This window comes from Streptomyces cucumeris, assembly GCF_024295805.1.
Taxonomy (GTDB): domain Bacteria; phylum Actinomycetota; class Actinomycetes; order Streptomycetales; family Streptomycetaceae; genus Streptomyces; species Streptomyces cucumeris.
The window spans coordinates 21,725-40,998 of record NZ_JANCLX010000054.1 but is presented as its reverse complement, the minus strand read 5'-3'; the positions used below and the strand labels follow the sequence as shown (position 1 = coordinate 40,998).

General features: G+C 69.7%; 15 protein-coding genes and 2 pseudogenes. 9 read left to right on the top strand and 8 right to left on the bottom strand.

Annotation, left to right across the window (positions count from 1 at the left end; translation table 11 throughout):
- Positions 1-257: 257 nt before the first annotated feature.
- The 4 genes from tsaD to NMK44_RS40025 all read left to right on the top strand — a co-directional run bounded on the left by tsaD (position 258) and on the right by NMK44_RS40025 (position 5,623).
- Positions 258-1,340: a tRNA (adenosine(37)-N6)-threonylcarbamoyltransferase complex transferase subunit TsaD gene (gene tsaD / locus NMK44_RS40040; RefSeq protein WP_254752790.1), complete on the top strand. Its 1,083-nt coding sequence runs from the start codon at positions 258-260 to the stop codon at positions 1,338-1,340.
- Positions 1,337-1,918 (top strand): GNAT family N-acetyltransferase, encoded by a 582-nt coding sequence (locus tag NMK44_RS40035; protein WP_308358798.1) that lies wholly within the window; start codon positions 1,337-1,339, stop codon positions 1,916-1,918. The genes tsaD and NMK44_RS40035 overlap by 4 nt, the downstream gene beginning before the upstream one ends.
- Positions 1,919-1,936: 18 nt before the next feature.
- A complete protein-coding gene (gene alaS, locus NMK44_RS40030; protein ID WP_254752788.1) occupies positions 1,937-4,591 on the top strand; it encodes an alanine--tRNA ligase in 2,655 nt (884 codons plus the stop codon).
- Positions 4,592-5,020: 429 nt separating this feature from the next.
- Entirely contained in the window at positions 5,021-5,623 is a 603-nt protein-coding gene (locus NMK44_RS40025; protein ID WP_254752786.1) for an FmdB family zinc ribbon protein, read from the top strand.
- On the opposite strand, the gene NMK44_RS40020 is transcribed toward NMK44_RS40025, so the two are convergent.
- The 5 genes and pseudogenes from NMK44_RS40020 to NMK44_RS40005 form a co-directional block, all read right to left on the bottom strand.
- Positions 5,620-6,636, bottom strand: a complete 1,017-nt coding sequence (locus NMK44_RS40020) for an IS481 family transposase (protein WP_254752798.1) — start codon at positions 6,634-6,636, stop codon at positions 5,620-5,622. The two genes, NMK44_RS40025 and NMK44_RS40020, sit on opposite strands and share 4 nt — an antisense overlap.
- Positions 6,637-6,643: 7 nt before the next feature.
- Positions 6,644-6,835 (bottom strand): hypothetical protein, encoded by a 192-nt coding sequence (locus tag NMK44_RS40015; protein ID WP_254752804.1) that lies wholly within the window; start codon positions 6,833-6,835, stop codon positions 6,644-6,646.
- Between the two features lie 136 nt (positions 6,836-6,971).
- A pseudogene (locus tag NMK44_RS42840) lies at positions 6,972-7,268 on the bottom strand (amidohydrolase family protein); the annotation flags it as partial.
- A complete protein-coding gene (locus NMK44_RS40010) occupies positions 7,211-7,570 on the bottom strand; it encodes an amidohydrolase family protein (RefSeq protein WP_254752784.1) in 360 nt (119 codons plus the stop codon). The pseudogene NMK44_RS42840 and the gene NMK44_RS40010, both read right to left, overlap by 58 nt.
- An 87-nt stretch (positions 7,571-7,657) precedes the next feature.
- Positions 7,658-8,887 carry an amidohydrolase family protein gene (locus NMK44_RS40005; RefSeq protein ID WP_254752782.1) on the bottom strand — a complete coding sequence of 410 codons (1,230 nt, stop codon included), beginning with the start codon at positions 8,885-8,887 and terminating at the stop codon, positions 7,658-7,660.
- Between the two features lie 91 nt (positions 8,888-8,978).
- Here NMK44_RS40005 and NMK44_RS40000 point away from each other — a divergent pair, with 91 nt between their 5' ends.
- Complete coding sequence (locus tag NMK44_RS40000; RefSeq protein WP_254752780.1) at positions 8,979-9,449, top strand: MarR family winged helix-turn-helix transcriptional regulator; 471 nt, start codon at positions 8,979-8,981, stop codon at positions 9,447-9,449.
- 598 nt (positions 9,450-10,047) lie between these two features.
- On the opposite strand, the gene NMK44_RS39995 is transcribed toward NMK44_RS40000, so the two are convergent.
- Positions 10,048-10,524, bottom strand: a complete 477-nt coding sequence (locus NMK44_RS39995; RefSeq protein ID WP_254752778.1) for a GNAT family N-acetyltransferase — start codon at positions 10,522-10,524, stop codon at positions 10,048-10,050.
- 198 nt (positions 10,525-10,722) lie between these two features.
- Here NMK44_RS39995 and NMK44_RS39990 point away from each other — a divergent pair, with 198 nt between their 5' ends.
- From NMK44_RS39990 to NMK44_RS39980, 3 genes are all read left to right on the top strand, one after another.
- The gene (locus NMK44_RS39990) at positions 10,723-13,050 is read left to right on the top strand and encodes a GH92 family glycosyl hydrolase (RefSeq protein ID WP_254752776.1); all 2,328 of its coding nucleotides are present in this window, start codon (positions 10,723-10,725) and stop codon (positions 13,048-13,050) included.
- A gap of 710 nt (positions 13,051-13,760) precedes the next feature.
- Positions 13,761-14,453, top strand: coding sequence for an ABC transporter ATP-binding protein (locus tag NMK44_RS39985; protein ID WP_254752796.1), 693 nt, complete (start codon positions 13,761-13,763; stop codon positions 14,451-14,453).
- A complete protein-coding gene (locus NMK44_RS39980) occupies positions 14,450-16,798 on the top strand; it encodes an ABC transporter permease (protein WP_254752774.1) in 2,349 nt (782 codons plus the stop codon). Before NMK44_RS39985 ends, NMK44_RS39980 begins: the two co-directional genes overlap by 4 nt.
- A gap of 113 nt (positions 16,799-16,911) precedes the next feature.
- On the opposite strand, the gene NMK44_RS39975 is transcribed toward NMK44_RS39980, so the two are convergent.
- Positions 16,912-17,652: a dienelactone hydrolase family protein gene (locus NMK44_RS39975; RefSeq protein WP_254752772.1), complete on the bottom strand. Its 741-nt coding sequence runs from the start codon at positions 17,650-17,652 to the stop codon at positions 16,912-16,914.
- 308 nt (positions 17,653-17,960) lie between these two features.
- Here NMK44_RS39975 and NMK44_RS39970 point away from each other — a divergent pair, with 308 nt between their 5' ends.
- Entirely contained in the window at positions 17,961-19,061 is a 1,101-nt protein-coding gene (locus tag NMK44_RS39970) for a hypothetical protein (RefSeq protein ID WP_254752770.1), read from the top strand.
- A 14-nt stretch (positions 19,062-19,075) separates the two neighbouring features.
- Here the strand turns inward: NMK44_RS39970 and NMK44_RS39965 are convergent.
- Positions 19,076-19,203: pseudogene (locus tag NMK44_RS39965) on the bottom strand (IS5/IS1182 family transposase); the annotation flags it as partial.
- Between the last annotated feature and the right edge of the window lie 71 nt (positions 19,204-19,274).

Below are 19,274 nucleotides of genomic sequence, written 5' to 3'. Positions count from 1 at the left end.
TCGCCGCCCGCGGACCGGATCCGCCGGCATCAGCGGCTCGATCCGGTCCCACATCGCATCGGTGATCACTAATCGGACAGGCACATCCGATCAACTCACCAACCCATCAAAGAGACACGCGCTAGCCGGCCCCGCGGCGGCGCTCCCTCGCCCCGCCCTCTCCGGGTGGGGCGGGGGACCCTCGGTCCGGTGGCACGGACGGCCCTTCTGCCAGTATTCTGCAATTGCAATTGATGTGCAATAAGAGAGGTGGCGGGATGAGCGCCTCCCCGCTGTTAGTGCTGGGGATCGAGTCGTCATGCGACGAGACCGGCGCCGGACTGGTCCGCGACGGCCGTCTGCTGGGGCACGCGGTCGCCTCCAGCATGGACGAGCACGCCCGCTTCGGCGGTGTGGTGCCCGAGATCGCCGCCCGCGCCCATGTGCACGCGTTCACCCCAGTGGTCCGCGCCGCACTCGACGAGGCCGGGCTGGCCCTGTCCGACATCGGCGCCGTCGCGGTGACCACCGGACCGGGCCTGTCCGGCGCCCTCCAGGTCGGACTCACCGGGGCCAAGGGCCTGGCGTACGCCCTGGACGTACCCCTGTACGGAGTGCACCACCTGGCCGGACACGTCGCCGCCGACACCCTCGAACACGGACCGCTGCCCGACCCCTGCGTGGTCCTCATCGTCTCCGGCGGCCACACCTCACTGCTCCTCGTCCGGGACCTGGTCCGGGACCCCATCGTCCACCTCGGCGACACCCTCGACGACTCGGCCGGGGAGTGCTTCGACAAAGTGGCCCGGGTGTTCGGACTGCCCTACCCCGGCGGCCCGGCCATCGACCGCACCGCCCGCCAGGGCGATCCCCACGCCGTGACCTTCCCGCGCCCGCTGACCGGACCGCGCGACGACCCCTACGCCTTCTCCTTCTCCGGCCTCAAGACCGCCGCCGCCCGCTGGGCCGAGCGCCACCGCGGCACCACCCTGCCGGTGGCCGACGGCGCCGCCGCCCTCCAGGAAGCCGTCGCCGACGTCCTCACCCGCAAGGCCGTCGCCGCCTGCACCGCACACGACGTCGGCACCCTCGTCGTGGTCGGTGGGGTGGCCGCCAACTCCCGGGTGCGGACACTGGCCGAGGAGCGCTGCGCCGCCGCCGGGATCACCCTGCGGGTGCCCCCGCTGAAACTGTGCACCGACAACGGCGCGATGATCGCCGCCGTCGGAGACCTGCTGGTCCGGGCAGGCGCCGAACCCGCACCGCTCGACGTGTCCATCGACCCCTCGGCACCCCTGGAGTCCGCCACCCTCCACCCGGTCGCCAGGCCCCGGCATCCCGTGGCGGCGGGAGCGGTGTGACGACCCTCCACACCCCGCCCACCGTTCGCGTCGCACTGGTCCCCCGCGAACGGCTGGGACCGCACCTGGACGGCATACGCTCCGTCTACGCGTCCGCGTTCGGCGCTCCGCCCTGGCGGGAGAACGAGACGATGGCCACCGCGTACCTGGACCGGCTCGCCGAGGACACGGCCCGTCCCGGTTTTCTCGCCACCCTGGCCCGGGAGGGCAGGACGGTCGTGGGCTTCGCCACCGCCTGGACCACGCCCACCCCCTTCCCCACCGGTCGCTGCTATCCGCAGATCGCCGCCGCACTCGGCCCTGACCGCACCCGTGACCTGCTCTGCGGCGGCCAGGAGGTCGACGAGCTCGCCGTGCACACCCAGGCCCGCGGCCTCGGACTGGGCCGAGCCCTGCTCCACGAGATCACCACCCCGGTGGCCGACGGCCGGTCCTGGCTGCTGACCTCCGTACGCGCGGTGGGCACCATGCGCTTCTACCGGCGTCTCGGCTGGCGCCAGATCACCCACCCGGCACCCGAAGGCCGGGGCGCCGCCGCGTTCCTGGGCCCGCGCCATCCCGCCCCACTCCCCCTCTGACCGTTTCCGGAGCACCTGTTGCGTACCGCCGAGATCCGTCGCCGTTTCCTCGACTACTTCGCCGAGCGCGAGCACACGGTGGTACCCAGCGCGCCACTGCCCACCCCGGATCCGACACTGCTGTTCGTCAACGCCGGGATGGTGCCCTTCAAGCCGTATCTGACCGGTGAGGACACCCCTCCGTGGCCACGCGCCACCAGCGTGCAGAAGTGTGTGCGGACACTGGACATCGAGGAGGTCGGCCGGACCACCCGGCACGGCTCCTTCTTCCAGATGAACGGCAACTTCTCCTTCGGCGACTACTTCAAGGAAGAAGCCATCGGCTACGCCTGGGAGTTGTCCACCGCCCCGGTGGCCGAGGGTGGTTTCGGTCTGGATCCGGAGCGCATCTGGGTCACCGTCCACCACACCGACGACGAGAGCGCGGAGATCTGGCTGCGCACCGCGGAGCTGCCGCGGGACCGGATCGTCCGGCGTGGCGACGAGGACAACTTCTGGTCCATGGGGGTCCCCGGCCCGTGCGGCCCCTGTTCGGAGCTGTACTACGACCGGGGAGAGGCGTTCGGCCGCGCCGGGGGCCCGGCGGTCGACGAGGACCGCTACATGGAGTTCGGGAACCTGGTCTTCATGAGCCATGAGCGCGGCGAGGGTCCGGGGAAGTCGGGCTACCCGATCGTGGGCGAGCTGCCCCGCCGCAACATCGACACCGGTATGGGCCTGGAACGCATGGCGACCCTCCTCCAGGGCGCCGACAACCTCTACGAGACCGACGAGGTCCGCCCGGTCCTCGACCGCGCCGCCGCGCTGGCCGCCCTCCGCTACGGCGCCGACCCCCAGGCCGACATCCGGCTGCGCGTGGTCGCCGACCACGTCCGCACCGCCCTGATGCTGCTCGCCGACGGCACCGTCCCCGGGAACGAGGGCCGCGGCTACGTCCTCCGCCGCATCCTGCGCCGATCGGTGCGGGCCATGCGCCTCCTGGGGTACCAGGACCCGGCACTGCCCGAGCTGCTCCCCGTCGCCCGGGACACCATGGCGCCCGGCTACCAGGAGGTCGCCGACGGCTTCGACCGCATCGCCCAGCAGGCGTACGCGGAGGAGGACGCCTTCCGCGCCACTCTCCGGCAGGGCACGACCGTGCTGGACACCGCCATCGCCGAGGTCAAGGCAGAGGGCGGGCGGGCCCTCGCCGGTGACCGGGCGTTCCTGCTGCACGACACCTACGGCTTCCCCATCGACCTCACCCTGGAGATGGCAGCCGAGCAGGGCGTGGAGGTGGACCGGGACGGTTTCGCCGCGCTCATGCGCGAACAGCGGGAGCGGGCGCGTGCCGACGCACGGGCCCGCAAGTCCGGTGGCACCCTGGACACCAGTGCCTTCCGCGAGGTGCTCGCAGCCCACGGCCCCACCGACTGGCGGGCGTGGGACAGCCTGGTCACCGACTCCCGGGTGGTGGCCGTCCTCGGCCCCGCCGGTCCGCTGCCGGTCGCCGCGGCGGGCGAGATCGTCACCGTGATCCTGGACCGCACCCCCTTCTACGCCGAGTCCGGCGGCCAGGACAGTGATGCCGGACGCCTCACCGCGGCGTCGGGCGAGGCCGAGGTCATCGACGTCCAGCGGCCCCTCCCCGGCCTGGTGACCCATCAGGTGCGCATCATAGCGGGCGAGTTGACGCCCGGCGGTACGGTGCTGGCCGCCGTCGACCCCGAGTGGCGGCTCGGCGCCCGCCAGGCCCACTCCGGCACCCATGTGCTGCACGCCGCCCTGCGCCAGATCCTCGGCCAGGGCGCCCTCCAGTCCGGCTCCTACAACCGCCCCGGCTATCTGCGCCTGGACTTCCCCTGGCGCGGTGCGCTGTCCGAGACCGCGCGCAGCGAGATCGAGGAGGCGGCCGCCCGCGCCCTGCGCCAGGACCTCCCTGTCGGCGTCCGGTGGATGCCGCTCGCCGAGGCCAGGGAACTCGGCGCCCTCGCGCTCTTCGGCGAGACCTACGGCGAGCGGGTGCGCGTGGTGGAGATCGGCGGGCCCTGGTCCCGCGAACTCTGCGGCGGCACCCATGTGGAACACGCCGCCCAGATCGGCGTCATCGCCCTGACCGGAGAGTCCTCTGTCGGCGCCGGGATGCGCCGGCTGGAGGCGTCCGTGGGGGCCGAGGGCTTCGGCTACCTGGCCCGCGAACGCGACCTCGTCACCCGCATCGCCGAACAGCTCCAGGCCCCCCGCGCCGAACTGCCCGACCGCATCGCCGCCCTGCTGGAACGGCTGCGCATCGCCGACCGCCAGAACGCGGAACTGCGCCGCCGGGCCACCCTCGCCCGCGCCGCCGAACTGGCCACCGCCGCCCGGGATGTCCACGGTGTCCTGACCGTCACCACCACCGTCGAGGGTGCCTCGGATGACGCACGCGCTCTCGCGCTGGCCGTCCGTGACCGTCTGCCCGCCGGGCGTCCCGGCGTCGTGGCCGTCGGCGCGGCCCACGAGGGCAAGGGCTCGCTCGTCCTCACCGTCACCCCCGCCGCCCGTGACACCGGACTCTCCGCCGCCGACCTCGTCCGCCGTCTCCTCGGCGGCCGCGGCGGCGGCACCAGTGAAACGGCACAGGGCGGCGGCGTCCCGGCTGGTGCACTGCCGGAAGTTCTGGAAGCGCTGCCGGGTCTGATCACCGGGGACTGACTCGGCCGCGAGGCGGCACAGACTATTATTGCACATCGGTTGCAATAACAGACCATGTGCAGGAGTATGAAGCTACGGGGTCGGCCCGACCGCCTTCGGCTACCACACCCCTTCGCACCGGGTGCGGGATACCGATCGTGATCGCCTTCTCAACCGGTTCCTTCCGGGCATAGGCCGACCCCGTATCAGCTCCGATGAGGTCAGACCGAGGCACCGGTTCACCGTCACGCTCGGCAGCGAACGCCAACACGACCTTTCATCCCGCGTGTTCGTCCCGAAACCAGACGTTCCGATCCCGGCCGAACCGACCACCCACCTCGATGTCCCTCACCAGGTGTACTCGCTGGCCCTGCTCCGCGCCCAGTGCCAAACAACTCCGATGCACCGGCAGCAGCTGACGCGGCGGGTCGGACCTGGCAGGGTGCCATCATGAGCTCCGAGCCCGCGCACCCCACCCCGCCCCGCCACCGCGACCACGGCGAATGGCTCGTCCGGTTCACCGACCGGGTGCTCGTGGTCTGCCCGAAGTGCGGTGGCCGCGCGCTCGTCGTGCCTCGGCCCGGTATCGCGGCGCCCAAGTACTTCAGCGCCCTGCTCTTCCAGCCCCGCCGCCTCGCCTGCGGCGGCTGCGGCACGGTCGCCGACTGGAAGGCCGAGGAGCGGGGCGCCGGCTTGGTCGGCGCGAAGCCCGGCGGCACCGAGGACCCCTTCTTCCGGCGGCCGCTCTGGCTTCAGACCCGCTGCGCGGGACGGATCCTGTGGGCCTACGGCGAAGAACACGTCGACGCCCTCGCCGCCTACGTGGACGCCCGGCTACGCGAGCGTCGCGCCTCCCCGACGATGGCGATGTTCGCCCGGCTGCCGGCCTGGATGAAGTCCTCTCAGCGTCGTGACGAGGTGCTGGCCGGCCTGGCAACCCTCCGGTCCCTTGCCCGGCTCTCGTCCCCCGCTGACCGTTCCGACGCAGCCCACGAACGTGGCGACCGCCCGCGCCACCACGGCACCATGCTCTTCCGCGGTGGCCCGTACTAGATGTATTGACCCGCAGCGTTGTTGATGCGGCTGATGGGCGGGTGTCCGTTGAGCGCGGTGTGGCAGCGGTGATGGTTGTAGGTGTGGAGGAAGTCCGCGAGGGCCGCAGTGCGTTCGGCGCTACTGGCGTACGGACGCACGTAGGCCCATTCCTCGAGGAGCGTGCGGTTTAGGCGCTCGACCTTGCCGTTTGTCTGTGGGCGGTATGGGCGGGTGCGTTTGTGGATGATGCCGTCGGCGGCCAAGGTCTGACTGAATAGCTTGGACCGGTAGCAGGATCCGTTGTCGGTCAGGACGCGCTCGACGGTGATGCCGTGCTTGGTGAAGAAGGCGTTCGCCCGCTGCCAGAATGTGGCGGCGGTCTCCTTGCGCTCGTTGGTCAGGACTTCGCTGCAGGCGAGTCGGGAGTGGTCGTCGATGGCGGTGTGGATGAAGCTGTAGCCGATGACGGGGCTGCCGCCCTTGCGTGCGGTGGTCGTGGCCTGTCTGTTGGGGCCGGCTTGCTGGCGGGGCATGATGCGGTGCCCGCCGCCGTCGGGAGTGTTGCCGAGCTTCTTGATGTCGACGTGGATCAGCTCGCCGGGGCGTGCGCGTTCGTAGCGCCGGATGACTTGGCCGGTGGGCCGGTCCATCCAGCTCAGCCGGTTCAGCCCGTGGCGGGTAAGCACCCGGTGGACGGTGGAGGCGGGCATGCCCAGGATCGGGCCGATCCGCGCGGGACCGAGCTTTCGTTCCCGCCGCAGCGTGCAAACCTGTTCCTCGACGTCTGGGGCAGTGCGATGCGGGGTTGTCCGGGGCCGACTCGGGCGGTCGAACAGGCCGGTGTCGCCCTCGGTGCGCCAGCGGCGCACCCACTTGTAGGCCGTGGCGCGGGAGATGCCCATTTCGTCGGCCACGTGCGCAACGGGGGGGCCGGATCGGACCCGCTCGATCAGCAGGCGTCTGCCGTGGACGGTGAGTCGGGCGTTGGGGTGGGGGACGAGCTCCTCCGTCGTTGTGGTGCGTCGAGCCAGGTTGCTGTCAGCGGGCAGCAAGGCGGGGGAAGACGCGAAGGGCGTTGGCATGTTCGACGGCGTACAGGGTCGTGGTCAGGGCGGAGATGGCCCGGTCGATTGTGGCGGCTGGGGCGGCGCCGGCGTCGGTGCCGACCAGGAGGTGGTCGGTGCTGGTGACCGGAAGGGCAGGAAGGAGCGCGTGAGGGCTGCCGCCCATGGCTGTGTCGCAGTAGAGGGCGGCCAGGACATCGGTGACGTGCTCGGGGGGTGACGGTGGCGGGGTCGTGGGGGCCGGGCATGGTGGTGCATTCGGCGATGCGCCAGGCCAGAGCGGGTAGCGGGCCGCCCAGGTGGGGCAGGATCAAGGTCAGGTCGGGGTGGCGGTGGAAGACTCCGGCGAACAGGGCGTCGGTGATGGTGCGGGCGGTGTCGAAGGGGTACTCGATCACCGATGGGTAGCGGCCCAGCGCAAGTTCGGTGGCGTGAGGGCAGTTGGTCGGGTGGAGCAGGACCGGGATGGCACGGCGGTCCAGTTCGGCCACGAGGGGCTGCCACCAGGGGTTGCCGAGGTAACGGCCTGCGACGTTGGAGGTCAGGGCGACCCCGTCGAGGTGCAGGACGTCCAGCGCGTACGTGAGTTCATCGAGGATGGCGTCGGGTCGTCGCCCGGTAGACAGGCCAGCCCACCGAACCGGTCGGGATGCCGGCCGATCACAGTGGCCAGGTCCTCGTTGATGCGGCGGGCCAGGCCCTTGGCCTCGCTGCCGCCTTGTGATTGAGGGGTGAAGGGGACCGACGAGATCTGGACGGCGGTGCCGGTGCGCTCCATGGCCTCCAGCGTGGCCTCGGCACTCCACGGCGCTCTCCCGCCGGGCGCGGGCTGCTTCCCGGCCGGGCCGGCGACGGCGCCGCCGAAGTAGTGGGCGTGGACATCGATGCGGTGTGCGGGCATGGCGCAGTCACCTCGCTGCGTGAAGGAAGGTGCAGGACAACGGACAGGGCCGGGCCCATTGAGGCCCGGCCCTGGATCTGACGGAGTTCAGGACGCCAGGCGGGTGCCGCGGCGCCATACCGCGCGGGTGTTGAGGGTGTCGATGATCGTGGTGGTGGGATCGCCGTCGACCAGCAGCAGATCGGCGCGCAGGCCCTCGGCGATCCGGCCGCGGTCGGAGAGGTGGAAACGGCGCGCGGTCGTGGCGGTGGCCGCGCGCAGCGCCGCCGCAGGGGTCAGGCCGGCTGCCACGAGGTGCTGGAGTTCCTGGTGGACGCTGGCGCCGTGGGCGAGACCGCCGAGGAACGGCATGGGCTGGGAGACATCGGTGCCCACCAGCAGGTCGACTCCGGCGTCGGCGAGGGCCTTGACGCTGTCCAGGACGTCCTGGAGCTTGCCCTGGGGGTAGTAGCCGAAGCAGGAGCGCAAGGTGACGTCCCAATCGGTGTCCAGACGTGAGGCCACGCGCGGGTCGTCGGCCAGCTGGTCGCCGGTGATGCCCATCATGGAGGCGTTCAGCACGGTGCAGGGCACGACGAACGCTCCGGAGTCCTTGATCATCGTGATGATGTCGTCGGTGGCCGGTTCGACGAACAGGTGCACCAGGCCGTCGATCCCGGCCTCGATGGCCATGCGGGTGGCGTCGATGGTCAGCGTGTGGGCGACGGTCAGCGCGCCGTGCTTCTTGGCCGCGGCCACCCCGGCGTTCAGGGTGGCCAGGTCGAGCATGGGCAGGCCCGGGTGCCCCTCGACACTGCCGTCGTCAATCATGAACTTGATGTAGTCGGAGCCGTGCGCGATCAGCTGCGGAACCGAGGCCGCCGCTGCCTCGGGGCTAGTGGCGTCGGGGTGGTAGGGCGGCTCGCCCCGGTGCCCTCCGCCCGGGCCACCGGCCTTGCCCGGGTGGAAGTCCTCAGGGAACAGCTCGCTCGGGTGCCCGCCAGGCGGGGTCAGCGCAAAGCCGGACGAGCGCACATCGGCCACCGAGTCGTCCTCGCTGATCGGTGCGCGCCTGTCGCGGGTGTTCGCCCCCTGCATCTCCAGCTCAGTGGTGACACCGAACTTTAGGGCCAGTGCGAGAGAGGCGCGGTCGGTGTGGACATGTGCGTCGATCAGGCCCGGCAGCAGCGTCGCTCCGGTTCCGTCGACGGTTTGGGCCCCGGCTGGGGCGTCGCCGCCGACCTGGACAATCCGGCTTCCTTCGAACACGACGGTGGTGATGCCGAGTGGCTTCTCCCCGTCGAAGACCTGTGCGCCGGTGATGGCGGTAGTGCTCATGATCGTGCCTCGCTTCGGTGGACCAACCCAACAATCAATACCTTAAGTAATATACATACGTTACGCATGTCGATCTGACGTGTCGTAGATTATGGGTGTGACCAGTCAAGGACAGCCTGTGCCCGCCGCCGACGACGCGCTCCTCGATGACGTGGGGCCGGCGCTGTCCCGGCTGCGCAGGCGCGTGGGCTCCGGACGTGGAGACCTGACCCGCAACATCGTCCTGAACGTGGTCGGCGACGCGGCAGGCCGGATCACGGTGGGGGGCGTTGCCGAGGAGATGGGCGTCGCTCAGCCGGTCGCCAGCCGCGCCGTCGCCGCGTGCAGAGCCGAGGGCCTGCTTCGCCGCGTCGCCTCTCAGCAGGACGGGCGCAGCAGCCTGCTTGAGCTCACCGACGCGGGGGAGTCGGCGCGCAGGGCCTACGCCACTGAGCAGCGTCGCGTCTTCGAGGAGATCACTGCACACTGGGACAGTGCGGACCGCTTGCAGTTCGCGCGCTTCCTCACCCGCTACGGCCGGGATGCGAGCGCGTGGACAGCCCGCGGAAAGTCGGATGGTTGAGCCGACCGCTCACCTGAAGGCCCCAGAGGCCTCTTGCGCGAGCCGACCTGGCCGCCCTCCGTCGCGGTCAGCCGCTATTCCAGCGCATCCATCTTCACCAATACGGCCGCGGGTCCCGGGCTGACCCGTCAACAACGTTGGTGGGCAATACAACTAGAGCATTCCCGTCGGTCGCCTCGACTACTGAGAGCGTCGGCAGGGCTTCGCGGACTGGGCCCTCGACGAGGCTGACCGGGCTCAGATCGCAGCGGCTCTTGCCCCGCGACACCAAAGCCTCCACCCGCCCCGCTCCGGCACGCCTCGCCGGAGTCAGTCCGGGCCCACCTCACCTGCAGCGAAGGATGCCTGACACCCAACCACACCCCTCCCCTGCCGGACCCGCCGAAGCAGACACCCCTCCCCGTCTCCGCAACGTCCGAGACGCACCGCCACCGAGCCTGTCCTCCTTGCGGGCGTTCCGGCAGCGCCTGAGCAGCCGCTCCATTGCCTATGTCAGCGCGAACACGCCGCGGTGCACCAGTCAGACAACGACCGCCGGGGGTCCGAGACGGCTCCGGTGGTGCTGCGGCGAGCCCGCCTGACCTCGCACACGAGACAATCAGGTGTCGAGCGGCAGCTCCAACAGTTCTTCCGAGGGCTGGAATCCGGACCGTTGCCAGAGGGGGCTGCTGCGCTCTGACGGCCAGACGATCAGAGTGTCGAAGCCGACGCTGTATGAGTGCTGTCTCAGCGCCTCAAGGAGCGCCGAGCCTGCCCCCTTGTTGCGTCGCGACGGCATGACGTAGAAGTTCGTGACGTAGCCGACCGGGGTGTTGTCGCCGTACGGATCCGGCATCCTCTCGACCGGACAGAGGAAGACGTGGCCGCAGATTTCACCTCCGGTCTCCGCGACCCATGCCAGCCATTGGCCATCGCTGAGGCGGTCGCGGATCCAGTGCTCGGCCTCATCCAGAGGCCGGGCCGGTGCCGGCGGCCGCTCTTCATCGTCCTCTTGCTTGAAGGTCCAGCGCATTTCGGCCAGGATCCGGGCATCGCCGGGTCGGGCCGGACGCACGGTGAAGTCTGCGGTCGTCATGAGGTGAGTCTCGCGTCTGCCCCCTGGTGAGGTGAATCAATTTCCTTACCGGACCCAGCCACCCAGTCACCTCCCCGGTGCCGCCCCCAGGCGCCAACTCCTCGTCCTGCGCGATCCCTTGACGGTCTCCCGCCCAGCACCAAAAATGAGCGCCCATCGGATGACAACGTTGTCTAGATCCGCAAAGGGACGGTATCCATGGGACGGTTTCAGCGTCTTCGCGACGCGGGCACGGTGGCCGCAGTGGTCGCACTCCTCGGAGCGGCCCTTTTCGCCCCCACGGCCCAGGCGGCAGGAACACAGCGTGAGCAACTCACCGATCTCGTCAACCCGTTCATCGGAACCGAGAATGAAGGCAATACCTTCCCCGGCGCGACCGCGCCCTTCGGAATGGTGCAGCTCTCTCCGGACACTGGACACGACACCGGCTACGACTACTCCGACACCCACATCCGGGGCTTCTCTCTCGTCCACCTCTCGGGCGTCGGCTGCCGCCTGGGAGGTGATCTGCCCGTCCTGCCCACCGTCGGCGAGGTCGTCGAGACCGATTACACCAAGTACGAGGCCGAGTTCAGCCATGACACCGAAAAGGCGAGCCCCGGCTACTACAAGGTCGGGCTCAAGAACGGCATCGATGCCGAACTGACCGCGACCTCGCGCACCGGTGTGCAGCGCTACACCTTCCCCGCCACCGACAAGGCCAACGTCCTGCTCAACGCCGGCCAGTCGCTGCACAAGACGGTCTCCAGCACGGCCGAGGTCCTCGACGACCGGACCGTTCGTACCGCCATCACCGGCAGAGGCTTCTGCCAGGACACCCAGCCGTACACCGTCTACACGATCACACGCTTCGACCGGCCGTTCTCCACGTACGGCACCTGGGACGGCTCCACGGTCACCGATGGGTCGAAGACGGGGCGGGGCGGCGCTTACGTCCGCTTCGACACGACCAAGGACCGTACCGTGGAGGCGACGACGGCTCTTTCCTACGTCGACGCCCGTGGCGCGAAGGGGAACCTCCGCTCCGAGGGCGGCCGCCCCTTCGAGCAGGTCCGCCGTTCCGCACAGATGGCGTGGGAGAGCCGGCTCGGCGCCGTGCGGGTGCGGGGCGGCAGCGACGCCCTCCGCCGCACGTTCTACTCATCGCTGTACCGGTCGTTCCTGGCGCCCAACATCGGCAGCGACACCGACAGCCGGTACATGGGCTGGGACGGGAGAATCCACCGCGCGAAGAGCTATGGGTACTACCAGAACTGGTCGCTGTGGGACACCTACCGCAGCCAGAACCAGCTCCTCTCGCTGCTCGCGCCGCGCGAGGCCCGGGACATGGCGATATCCGTCATCAAGATCGATGAGGAAAGCGGCTGGCTGCCCAAGTGGGGCTACGGACCGGTCGAGACGAACATCATGACCGGCGACCCGGTCACCCCGTTCCTCACCCATGCCTACCAGCAGGGTTTGCTCAAGGGGTACGAGGAGCAGACCTATAGCGCCCTGAAGAAGAATGCCGACGGGGTCCCGCCCATCGGCTCACCGGCCACGGGCCGTGAGGCCAACAAGGACTACATCGCGGGCGGCTTCGTCCCGCACCACAAGCCCCGCCCGCATCCCAAGCCCGGTGATTCGGACTACGGCCACGGCGCGTCCGCGACGCTCGAGTACGCCCTGTCGGACGCGACGCTCGCGGCGATGGCCCGCGACCTCGGGCACCGTGCCGACGCGGAGCGTTACGCCGCGCGGGCCCAGAACTACCGGAGGATCTTCGACAGCTCGACCCGGTTCTTCCGCCCCCGCGACGCCTCAGGCGCCTTCACCGGTTCCAGCGACCCCGCCAAGAGCGAGGGATTCCACGAGGGCACGGCCTGGCAGTACCAGTGGCTCGTGCCGCAGGACATCCCGGGTGTGATCGGCCTCATCGGGGGCAAACAGCCGGCGAACGACCGGCTGGACTCGTTCTTCGCCTACGACCAGCTCGTGAAGGATCCTGCGAAGACCGCTCGTGAGGTATGGGTGAACGGGCCGTACGACTACTACAACGCGGACAAGTACAACCCGCAGAACGAGCCCGACCTCATCGCCCCGTACACCTATCTGTCGACCGGCCAGCCGTGGAAGACGACCGACGTCGTCCACGCCGCACTGACTCTCTTCACGGACACCCCGACCGGTATGACCGGCAACGACGACCTCGGCACCATGTCCTCCTGGATGGTGCTGTCCTCCATCGGCATCTTCCCGGTGCAACCCGGCTATCCCACCTGGGGCCTGTCCACCCCCGTCTTCGACCGCGTCGACCTCACCCTCGACCGTCGCTACTACCCGCGTGGCTCCCTCACGGTGACGGCACCCGGCACCACGGCCGACCATCGCTACATCCAATCGGCCCGCGTGGACGGCTCCCTCTACGGCCGCACCTATCTGACGACAGATGACCTGCGGGACATGCGGTCGCTCTCCTTCACCGTCGGCACCGAGCCGTCCGCGTGGGGAACAAAGGCCCAGGACGGCCCGCCGCCGCTGCACTGACAGGGCGTGCGATCCGTGCCCCGGCATGTGCCGGGGCACGGGTACGCGCACTGCTGGCACCGGCCGCTGAACGTGTACGCGGATGAGTTCGTGACCGCGGCGGCTGACCTCCCGGCCGTCATCCTCAACACCGGTTCGCGGCGGAACGCGCGCAGCAGATGCGCGCCACGCCCCATCGCCACGTGATGAACGGCTTCACCAGCGGGCCGACAGCGGCAGTGCCGCCACGCAGTCCACGCATGAACGCACGAGGTAGATGCTCTGGCCGAGACCTGACTCGAGCTTCCCTCCAACGCCGGGACGGCTGGGCGCAGTTTCACCAGCGCACTGAGCCTCCGTAGTTCGTCCGAGGCTCCTGTCGTGAACCGTGACCATCGGCCTTCCCGCCTGCCCTGTCGTGCAGCAGCCCATGACCTGCACTTTCAGTGTATACACAGCACGTATACACGGCATGTATACCTGACATGTATAGTGCCGTCTACGCCAAGGTCGTCCTCGCCCTGCTCACCCTGGGCTACGCCCCCGTAATCCGCGACACCCAGCGGTCCGAGCATCCGCGCAGCATGCGGATCCTCACCGACCGCAAACGCAAGGACGACCTGGCCCGACCAGCGATCTGCGACCACGCCCTGTTCCACCCGGAAGACGACCTGCGCCGGCTGGAGCTGACCGCCGCCCGACCCGAAAGACTCCGTGAGGCTGTGACCCCTATGACGACTTCGCCCCCCGATTCCCTGCTCACCGCGCACGACCTGCGCAAGGCCTACGGCCCCACCAGCGCGCTGGACGGCGCCGAGTTCTCCATATACTCAGGCGAGGTCGTCGCCATCATGGGCCCCTCCGGGTCCGGCAAGTCCACGCTGCTGCACTGCCTCGCAGGGATCGTGCCGCCCGACTCCGGGTCGATCACCTACAACGGACGTGAACTGACGAAGATGAACGATGCCCAGCGCAGCGCGCTGCGCCGCTCCGAGTTCGGGTTCGTGTTCCAGTTCGGTCAGCTGGTACCGGAACTGACCTGTGTGGAGAACGTCGCCCTCCCGTTGCGGCTGAACGGCTCTTCCCGCAAGGATGCCCTGCGGACCGCGCTCGGCTGGATGGAACGCCTGGAGGTCGACGACCTCAAGGCCAAGCGTCCCGGCGAGGTCTCCGGCGGCCAGGGCCAGCGCGTCGCCGTGTCCCGCGCGCTGGTCACCGGGCCGCGCCTGCTGTTCGCCGACGAACCCACCGGCGCGCTCGACTCCTCCAACGGCGAACGCGTGATGGCACTGCTGACCGAAGCGGCCCGTGCGACCAACGCCGCCGTCGTCCTCGTCACCCACGAAACACACGTGGCCGCCTACGCCGACCGCGAGGTCGTCGTCCGCGACGGCAAGTCCCACGACATGGAGCGCACCGTATGAGTCCCCGTCAGTGGGCCAGAGACCTGGCCATGGGCGCCCGCTTCGCCGTCACCGGCGGGCGCGAGGGCTGGGTCCGGATGACACTCACCGCCGTCGGCGTCGGCATCGGCGTGGCATTGCTCCTGCTGTGCACGGCCCTGCCCAACGTATTCGCCGCCCGCACCGAGGTGGAGAACGCCCGCTACGACAACACCTACTCCGAAAAGACCCCGCCGAAGGCGGACGACACCTTCCTGATCGCCGCCACCGACACCACCTGGCTCGACGACGACATCCGCGGTCGACTCCTCGAGCCCGAGGGCAAGAAAGCACCATTGCCCCCAGGGGTCGACAGTTTCCCCGGCAAGGGCGAGATGGTCGTCTCACCCGCACTCAAGGACCTGCTCGCCTCGGACGGCGCCAAGCTGCTGCGGGAACGGCTGCCCTACAAGATCACCGGCACGATCGGCGAGAGCGGCCTCATCGGCTCCCACGAACTGGCCTACTACGCGGGCGCCTCGGGGCTGAAACTCACGGACTTCTCCCCGGTGAAGCGGCTGACCGAGTACGGCAAGCCGGACGAGAAGCCCGAGAAGACCGACCCGGTGCTGCTGCTCATGGTCCTGGTCGTGTTCGTGGTGCTACTGACACCCGTCGCCGTGTTCATCGCCGCCGCCGTCCGCTTCGGCGGCGAGCGCCGCGACCGCCGGCTGGCCGCGCTACGCCTGGTCGGCTCGGACAGCCACATGACCCGGCGACTCGCCGCGGGCGAAGCACTCGCCGGAGCCCTGCTCGGCCTGGTCATCGGCACCGGCTTCTTCCTTCTCGGCCGTCAGACACTGGGTTCCGGCGAGTTGCTGGGCGTGAGCGTCTGGCCCAGCTACCTCGACCCCTCCCCCGCGCTCGCCGCGCTGGTCGCGGTGACGGTCCCGGTCGCCGCCGTACTCGTCACACTGCTCGCGATGCGCGGCGTGGTGGTAGAACCGCTTGGTGTCGTACGCGCGGCCAAGCAGCGCCGCCGCCGACTGTGGTGGCGGCTGATACCGCCACTGGCCGGCCTCGCGATGCTCTACCCGTTGATCGGCAAGGGCCGCAAGAACGGCGACTTCAACCAGTACCTCGTCATCGGCGGCGTACTGCTGCTGCTGATCGGCATCACCGCGCTGCTCCCCTGGGTCGTGGAGGCGGTCGTCGTCCGCCTCGGCAAGGGCACGCTGTCCTGGCAGCTCGCGATACGACGGCTGCAGCTGAGCAGCGGAACCGCCGCACGCATGGTCAACGGCATCGCCGTCGCGGTGGCCGGTGCCATCGCGCTGCAGATGCTGTTCACAGGAACGCAGAGCCAGTACACCAAGTCCACCGGCAAGGACCCCGACCGGGTCCAGATGCAGGTCGACTTCAGCGACCGGAGGTCGCTGTCCGCCGTCGAACGCGATTTCACCGACACCAAGGGAGTACGGGCCGCAGTGGCCCTGGCCACCCAGGAGTACGGGGACACGCGTCGCGACCCGGAGAACAGCAACGGCCTGACCGTGGGTAGCTGCGCCGCCCTGCGCGAACTCGCCACGCTTCCCTCCTGCAAGGACGGCGACGTGTTCGTCACGCGAACGAGAAGCCATTACGCCACCCCCAGCAACGCCGACGAAATCGCCCTGATGAAGCCCGGTCGACAGCTCTACATCGGCCCGTCATACGGCGACGCCTCCGAACGCGGCCTCGAGGCACCCTGGACCGTTCCGCCGAACGTGCGGGTGGTGGACGCGCGCAAGGACTCACTGGAGGACGCCAACAGTCTGCTGGTCACCCCCGCCGCCCTGCCCGCCAAGGCCGCACCCACGTTGTTCACGGACGGGGCCTACCTGCGTCTGGACCCGTCGGTGCCGGACTCACGGGAGTACATACGCAACACCGTCGCCCGGATCGACCCGCTGGCAAGCACCTACGGCTGGTCGGCGACCCAGGAGAACGCCAAGTACACCTCCATCCGCACCGGCCTGTTCGTCGGCTCCTTCTTCGTGCTGGCACTGATCGGCGCCAGTCTTCTGGTCTCCCAGCTTGAGCAGTTGCGCGAACGCAAGAAGCTGCTCTCCGCGCTGGTCGCCTTCGGCACTCGGCGCCGCACGCTGAGCCTGTCGGTGCTGTGGCAAACGGCCCTCCCGGTCGGACTCGGCCTCGTACTGGCCACAACGGTGGGCATCACCCTCGGCTCGGTGCTGCTGAAGATGACCCGTACCCCGGTGGCTATGGACTGGGCGAGCGTCCTGACCATGACCGGCGTGGGCGCGGCCGTGGTCGGCGTGGTCACACTGCTCAGTCTGCCGCCGCTGCTGCGGATGATGCGCCCGGAGGGCCTGCGCACGGAATAGCACCTCATAGTTCTCCCGAAGTGGGCTCCTCCCGCCAGGAGGAGCCCACCCCTGCACTCAGGGGCCCGGTCGGCATAGCCATGCCCTGCTGACAGGGCGGTGCCGGCCCGCGGCTAGCGCAGATGCCGGGCGAAGAAATGGGCCGCGGCGTCCCCCGCGAACTGCGGGACGCCGCGGTGCCCGCCCATGTTGGCGTGCAGCGTCTTCTCCTTGGAGCGGAAGGCGTCGAACAGGTCCAGGGCCGCCTGCCGGTCGTTCCCTTCGTCGTCCCACTGCAGCAGTACGTGCAGCGGAATAGTGACCCGGCGGGCCTCGTCGAACATGGCGGCGGGCACGAGACTGCCGGCGAACAGAACGGCGGCCGAGATGCGCGGCTCGACCACCGCGAGCCGGATGCCGATGGACATCAGTCCCCCCGAGTAGCCGACCGGGCCGCCGATCTCCGGCAGCGACAGGAGGGCGTCCAGGGCGCCCTGCCATTCCGGGACCGACTTGTCGACGAGCGGGAGGACGAGGGCATCGACGATCTCGTCACTCACCGGCTCGCCGGCCTCCATGGCCCGGCGCAGATCGGCACGGGCCTGCTCGACGGCGGCCCAACGGGGCCGGTCACCGCTCCCGGGGAGCTCGATGGTGGCCGCAGCGAAGCCATCCGCCGCGGCCTGCCGAGCCCGCCCGGCCAGCCGCGGGTACATCCCGCGCAGTCCGAGCGGAGGGTGGCCGAGCAGGATCAGCGGCGCCGGTACGGACGAGGACGCGGATACGGGCGTCCACAGGATGCCGGGGATCCCACCGAGGGTGAATTCGCGTTCCAGGACACCGTCGTCGAGGCGTTGTTCAGAAGTGAAGTGCATGGTCGTGCCTTTCGGGAGTGCGCGTGAACGGCGCTCCCGGACGACCTATCGCCCGACCGTGACCCCGGAGGGGAGCACCCATGTCGATACTGCGTTCACGGGTACCACCTCCTCGTTCTCTCGCACGGCCTCCGGGAGATTAGCAACGGTCGCCGTGGCTCGCCAACGGGTTTCTTGCTGCGGCCCCCCTCGTTGCGGGAAGCCCGAAGCCATCCGCCCAGCTGACCTCGCTGTCGGCGGGCTGTGTCATTATTCGGACGCGCCCCTGGGGAGTGGGCTGCGGTTGGCTGATGGCCAGGGGGTTGGGGATGAGTGCGGATACGGAGCCGAACGGCTCGTCCAGGTCCGACGAGGAGTGGGAGCGGTTTCTGCGCGAGTCGGTGGCGGGTGCCACCGACTCGCCCAAGGAGCCGTCGGCGCGGGCTCGCGAAGTGGCAAAGCGGTTGCGTGCGGAGCCCAGCCGCGAGCCGGACGGCTGGCGCAGCTACACGCCCGCGCGGCCCAAGCGGCGTACGGGCTGGTACGTGGTGGGACTGCTGGCCTCGCTGGCGCTGCTGGTGGTGGCGCTCGCGCCCGGGTGGACGGTGGACCTGTTCGCCGGTGACGACCCTGACTCCCCGCCGCTGGCGGCCGAGACCGCCCGCCCGACGAAGGCGCCCCCGGCAGAGTCCGGCCAACGCCCCACCATGGACGAGCCGTTCCGCGGTTCGCCGGCTGCGAGGTGGGCGAGCGGCGCGGCGGGGATCACCGTGCCGAAGGCCAAGGCGGTCGGCTGGATGAGCGCGGCCAAGGTCGAGCAGGCCCTCACCCGCAGCCGGGACTTCCTCGTCACGTCCAGCCTGGACCGCGGGGTGCTGCGGGGCGAGCGCCCCGAGAAGGCGATTGCGCTGATCAACCCGCATCAGAAGGACGTCCAGCAGCTCCTGAAAACCGCTTTCCGAACCCCGAGCGAGGAGAACGACCCCCTCCTCCTCTTCAGCCGCTTCCGGCCCTCCCGCACCCATCTGGTCGGCGACATCGTGAAGACCCGGGGCCGACTCACCTACCGTGAGGGCAAGCGCGGCGCGCTCCAGGTGACCGCCGACGTCACCTTCGTCTACCCGGTCACCCGCGCGGACGCGGCCGGCGACGACGAGATCGTGCGCACCATCGTCCGGCGCGAGCTGATCCTGAACTGGGACAACCCTGACAAGGTGATCACCGAGCCGGGCACCTTCTCGATCGTCTCGTACAAGTACGACATGACCAACGGCGGCTGCGGCGCCCCCACGGGCTACTTCACCCCGCCCTTCGGCACTGACCGCCATGCGGACGAGACCAGCACCGAGGTCGATCCGTACGACCGTAGCGCGCCGATCACACGCGGCGGCTCCTCCGGGGACGAGTGTCGGCGAGCGACGCGGTCGTAGGGCTTTCCTTCGGTTCACCTCGCTGACCAGATGAAGATGGCGGCGAGGTGGAGTCCGGCCAGGTAGATGGTGGCGGTTTTGTCATATCGAGTGGCCAGTCCGCGAGCTTGTTGATGCGCCGCTCGACGGTGTTCCGCTGCTTGCAGGCCTCGCGCACCCCGCTCCGGCAATGCTTGCCAACAATGTGCCGCGGTGACCGCACCGGAGCGCCAC

What these genes read in the sequence shown, in the direction of transcription:
- NMK44_RS39970 (WP_254752770.1), top strand. Translation starts at nt 17,961, where the DNA reads ATGAGTGCGGATACGGAGCCGAACGGCTCGTCCAGGTCCGACGAGGAG.
- NMK44_RS40010 (WP_254752784.1), bottom strand. Translation starts at nt 7,570, where the DNA reads ATGCCCGCACACCGCATCGATGTCCACGCCCACTACTTCGGCGGCGCC.
- tsaD (WP_254752790.1), top strand. Translation starts at nt 258, where the DNA reads ATGAGCGCCTCCCCGCTGTTAGTGCTGGGGATCGAGTCGTCATGCGAC.
- NMK44_RS39975 (WP_254752772.1), bottom strand. Translation starts at nt 17,652, where the DNA reads ATGCACTTCACTTCTGAACAACGCCTCGACGACGGTGTCCTGGAACGC.
- NMK44_RS40015 (WP_254752804.1), bottom strand. Translation starts at nt 6,835, where the DNA reads ATGGGCGGCAGCCCTCACGCGCTCCTTCCTGCCCTTCCGGTCACCAGC.
- NMK44_RS39985 (WP_254752796.1), top strand. Translation starts at nt 13,761, where the DNA reads ATGACGACTTCGCCCCCCGATTCCCTGCTCACCGCGCACGACCTGCGC.
- NMK44_RS40025 (WP_254752786.1), top strand. Translation starts at nt 5,021, where the DNA reads ATGAGCTCCGAGCCCGCGCACCCCACCCCGCCCCGCCACCGCGACCAC.
- NMK44_RS40005 (WP_254752782.1), bottom strand. Translation starts at nt 8,887, where the DNA reads ATGAGCACTACCGCCATCACCGGCGCACAGGTCTTCGACGGGGAGAAG.
- NMK44_RS39980 (WP_254752774.1), top strand. Translation starts at nt 14,450, where the DNA reads ATGAGTCCCCGTCAGTGGGCCAGAGACCTGGCCATGGGCGCCCGCTTC.
- NMK44_RS40000 (WP_254752780.1), top strand. Translation starts at nt 8,979, where the DNA reads ATGGGTGTGACCAGTCAAGGACAGCCTGTGCCCGCCGCCGACGACGCG.
- NMK44_RS39995 (WP_254752778.1), bottom strand. Translation starts at nt 10,524, where the DNA reads ATGACGACCGCAGACTTCACCGTGCGTCCGGCCCGACCCGGCGATGCC.
- NMK44_RS39990 (WP_254752776.1), top strand. Translation starts at nt 10,723, where the DNA reads ATGGGACGGTTTCAGCGTCTTCGCGACGCGGGCACGGTGGCCGCAGTG.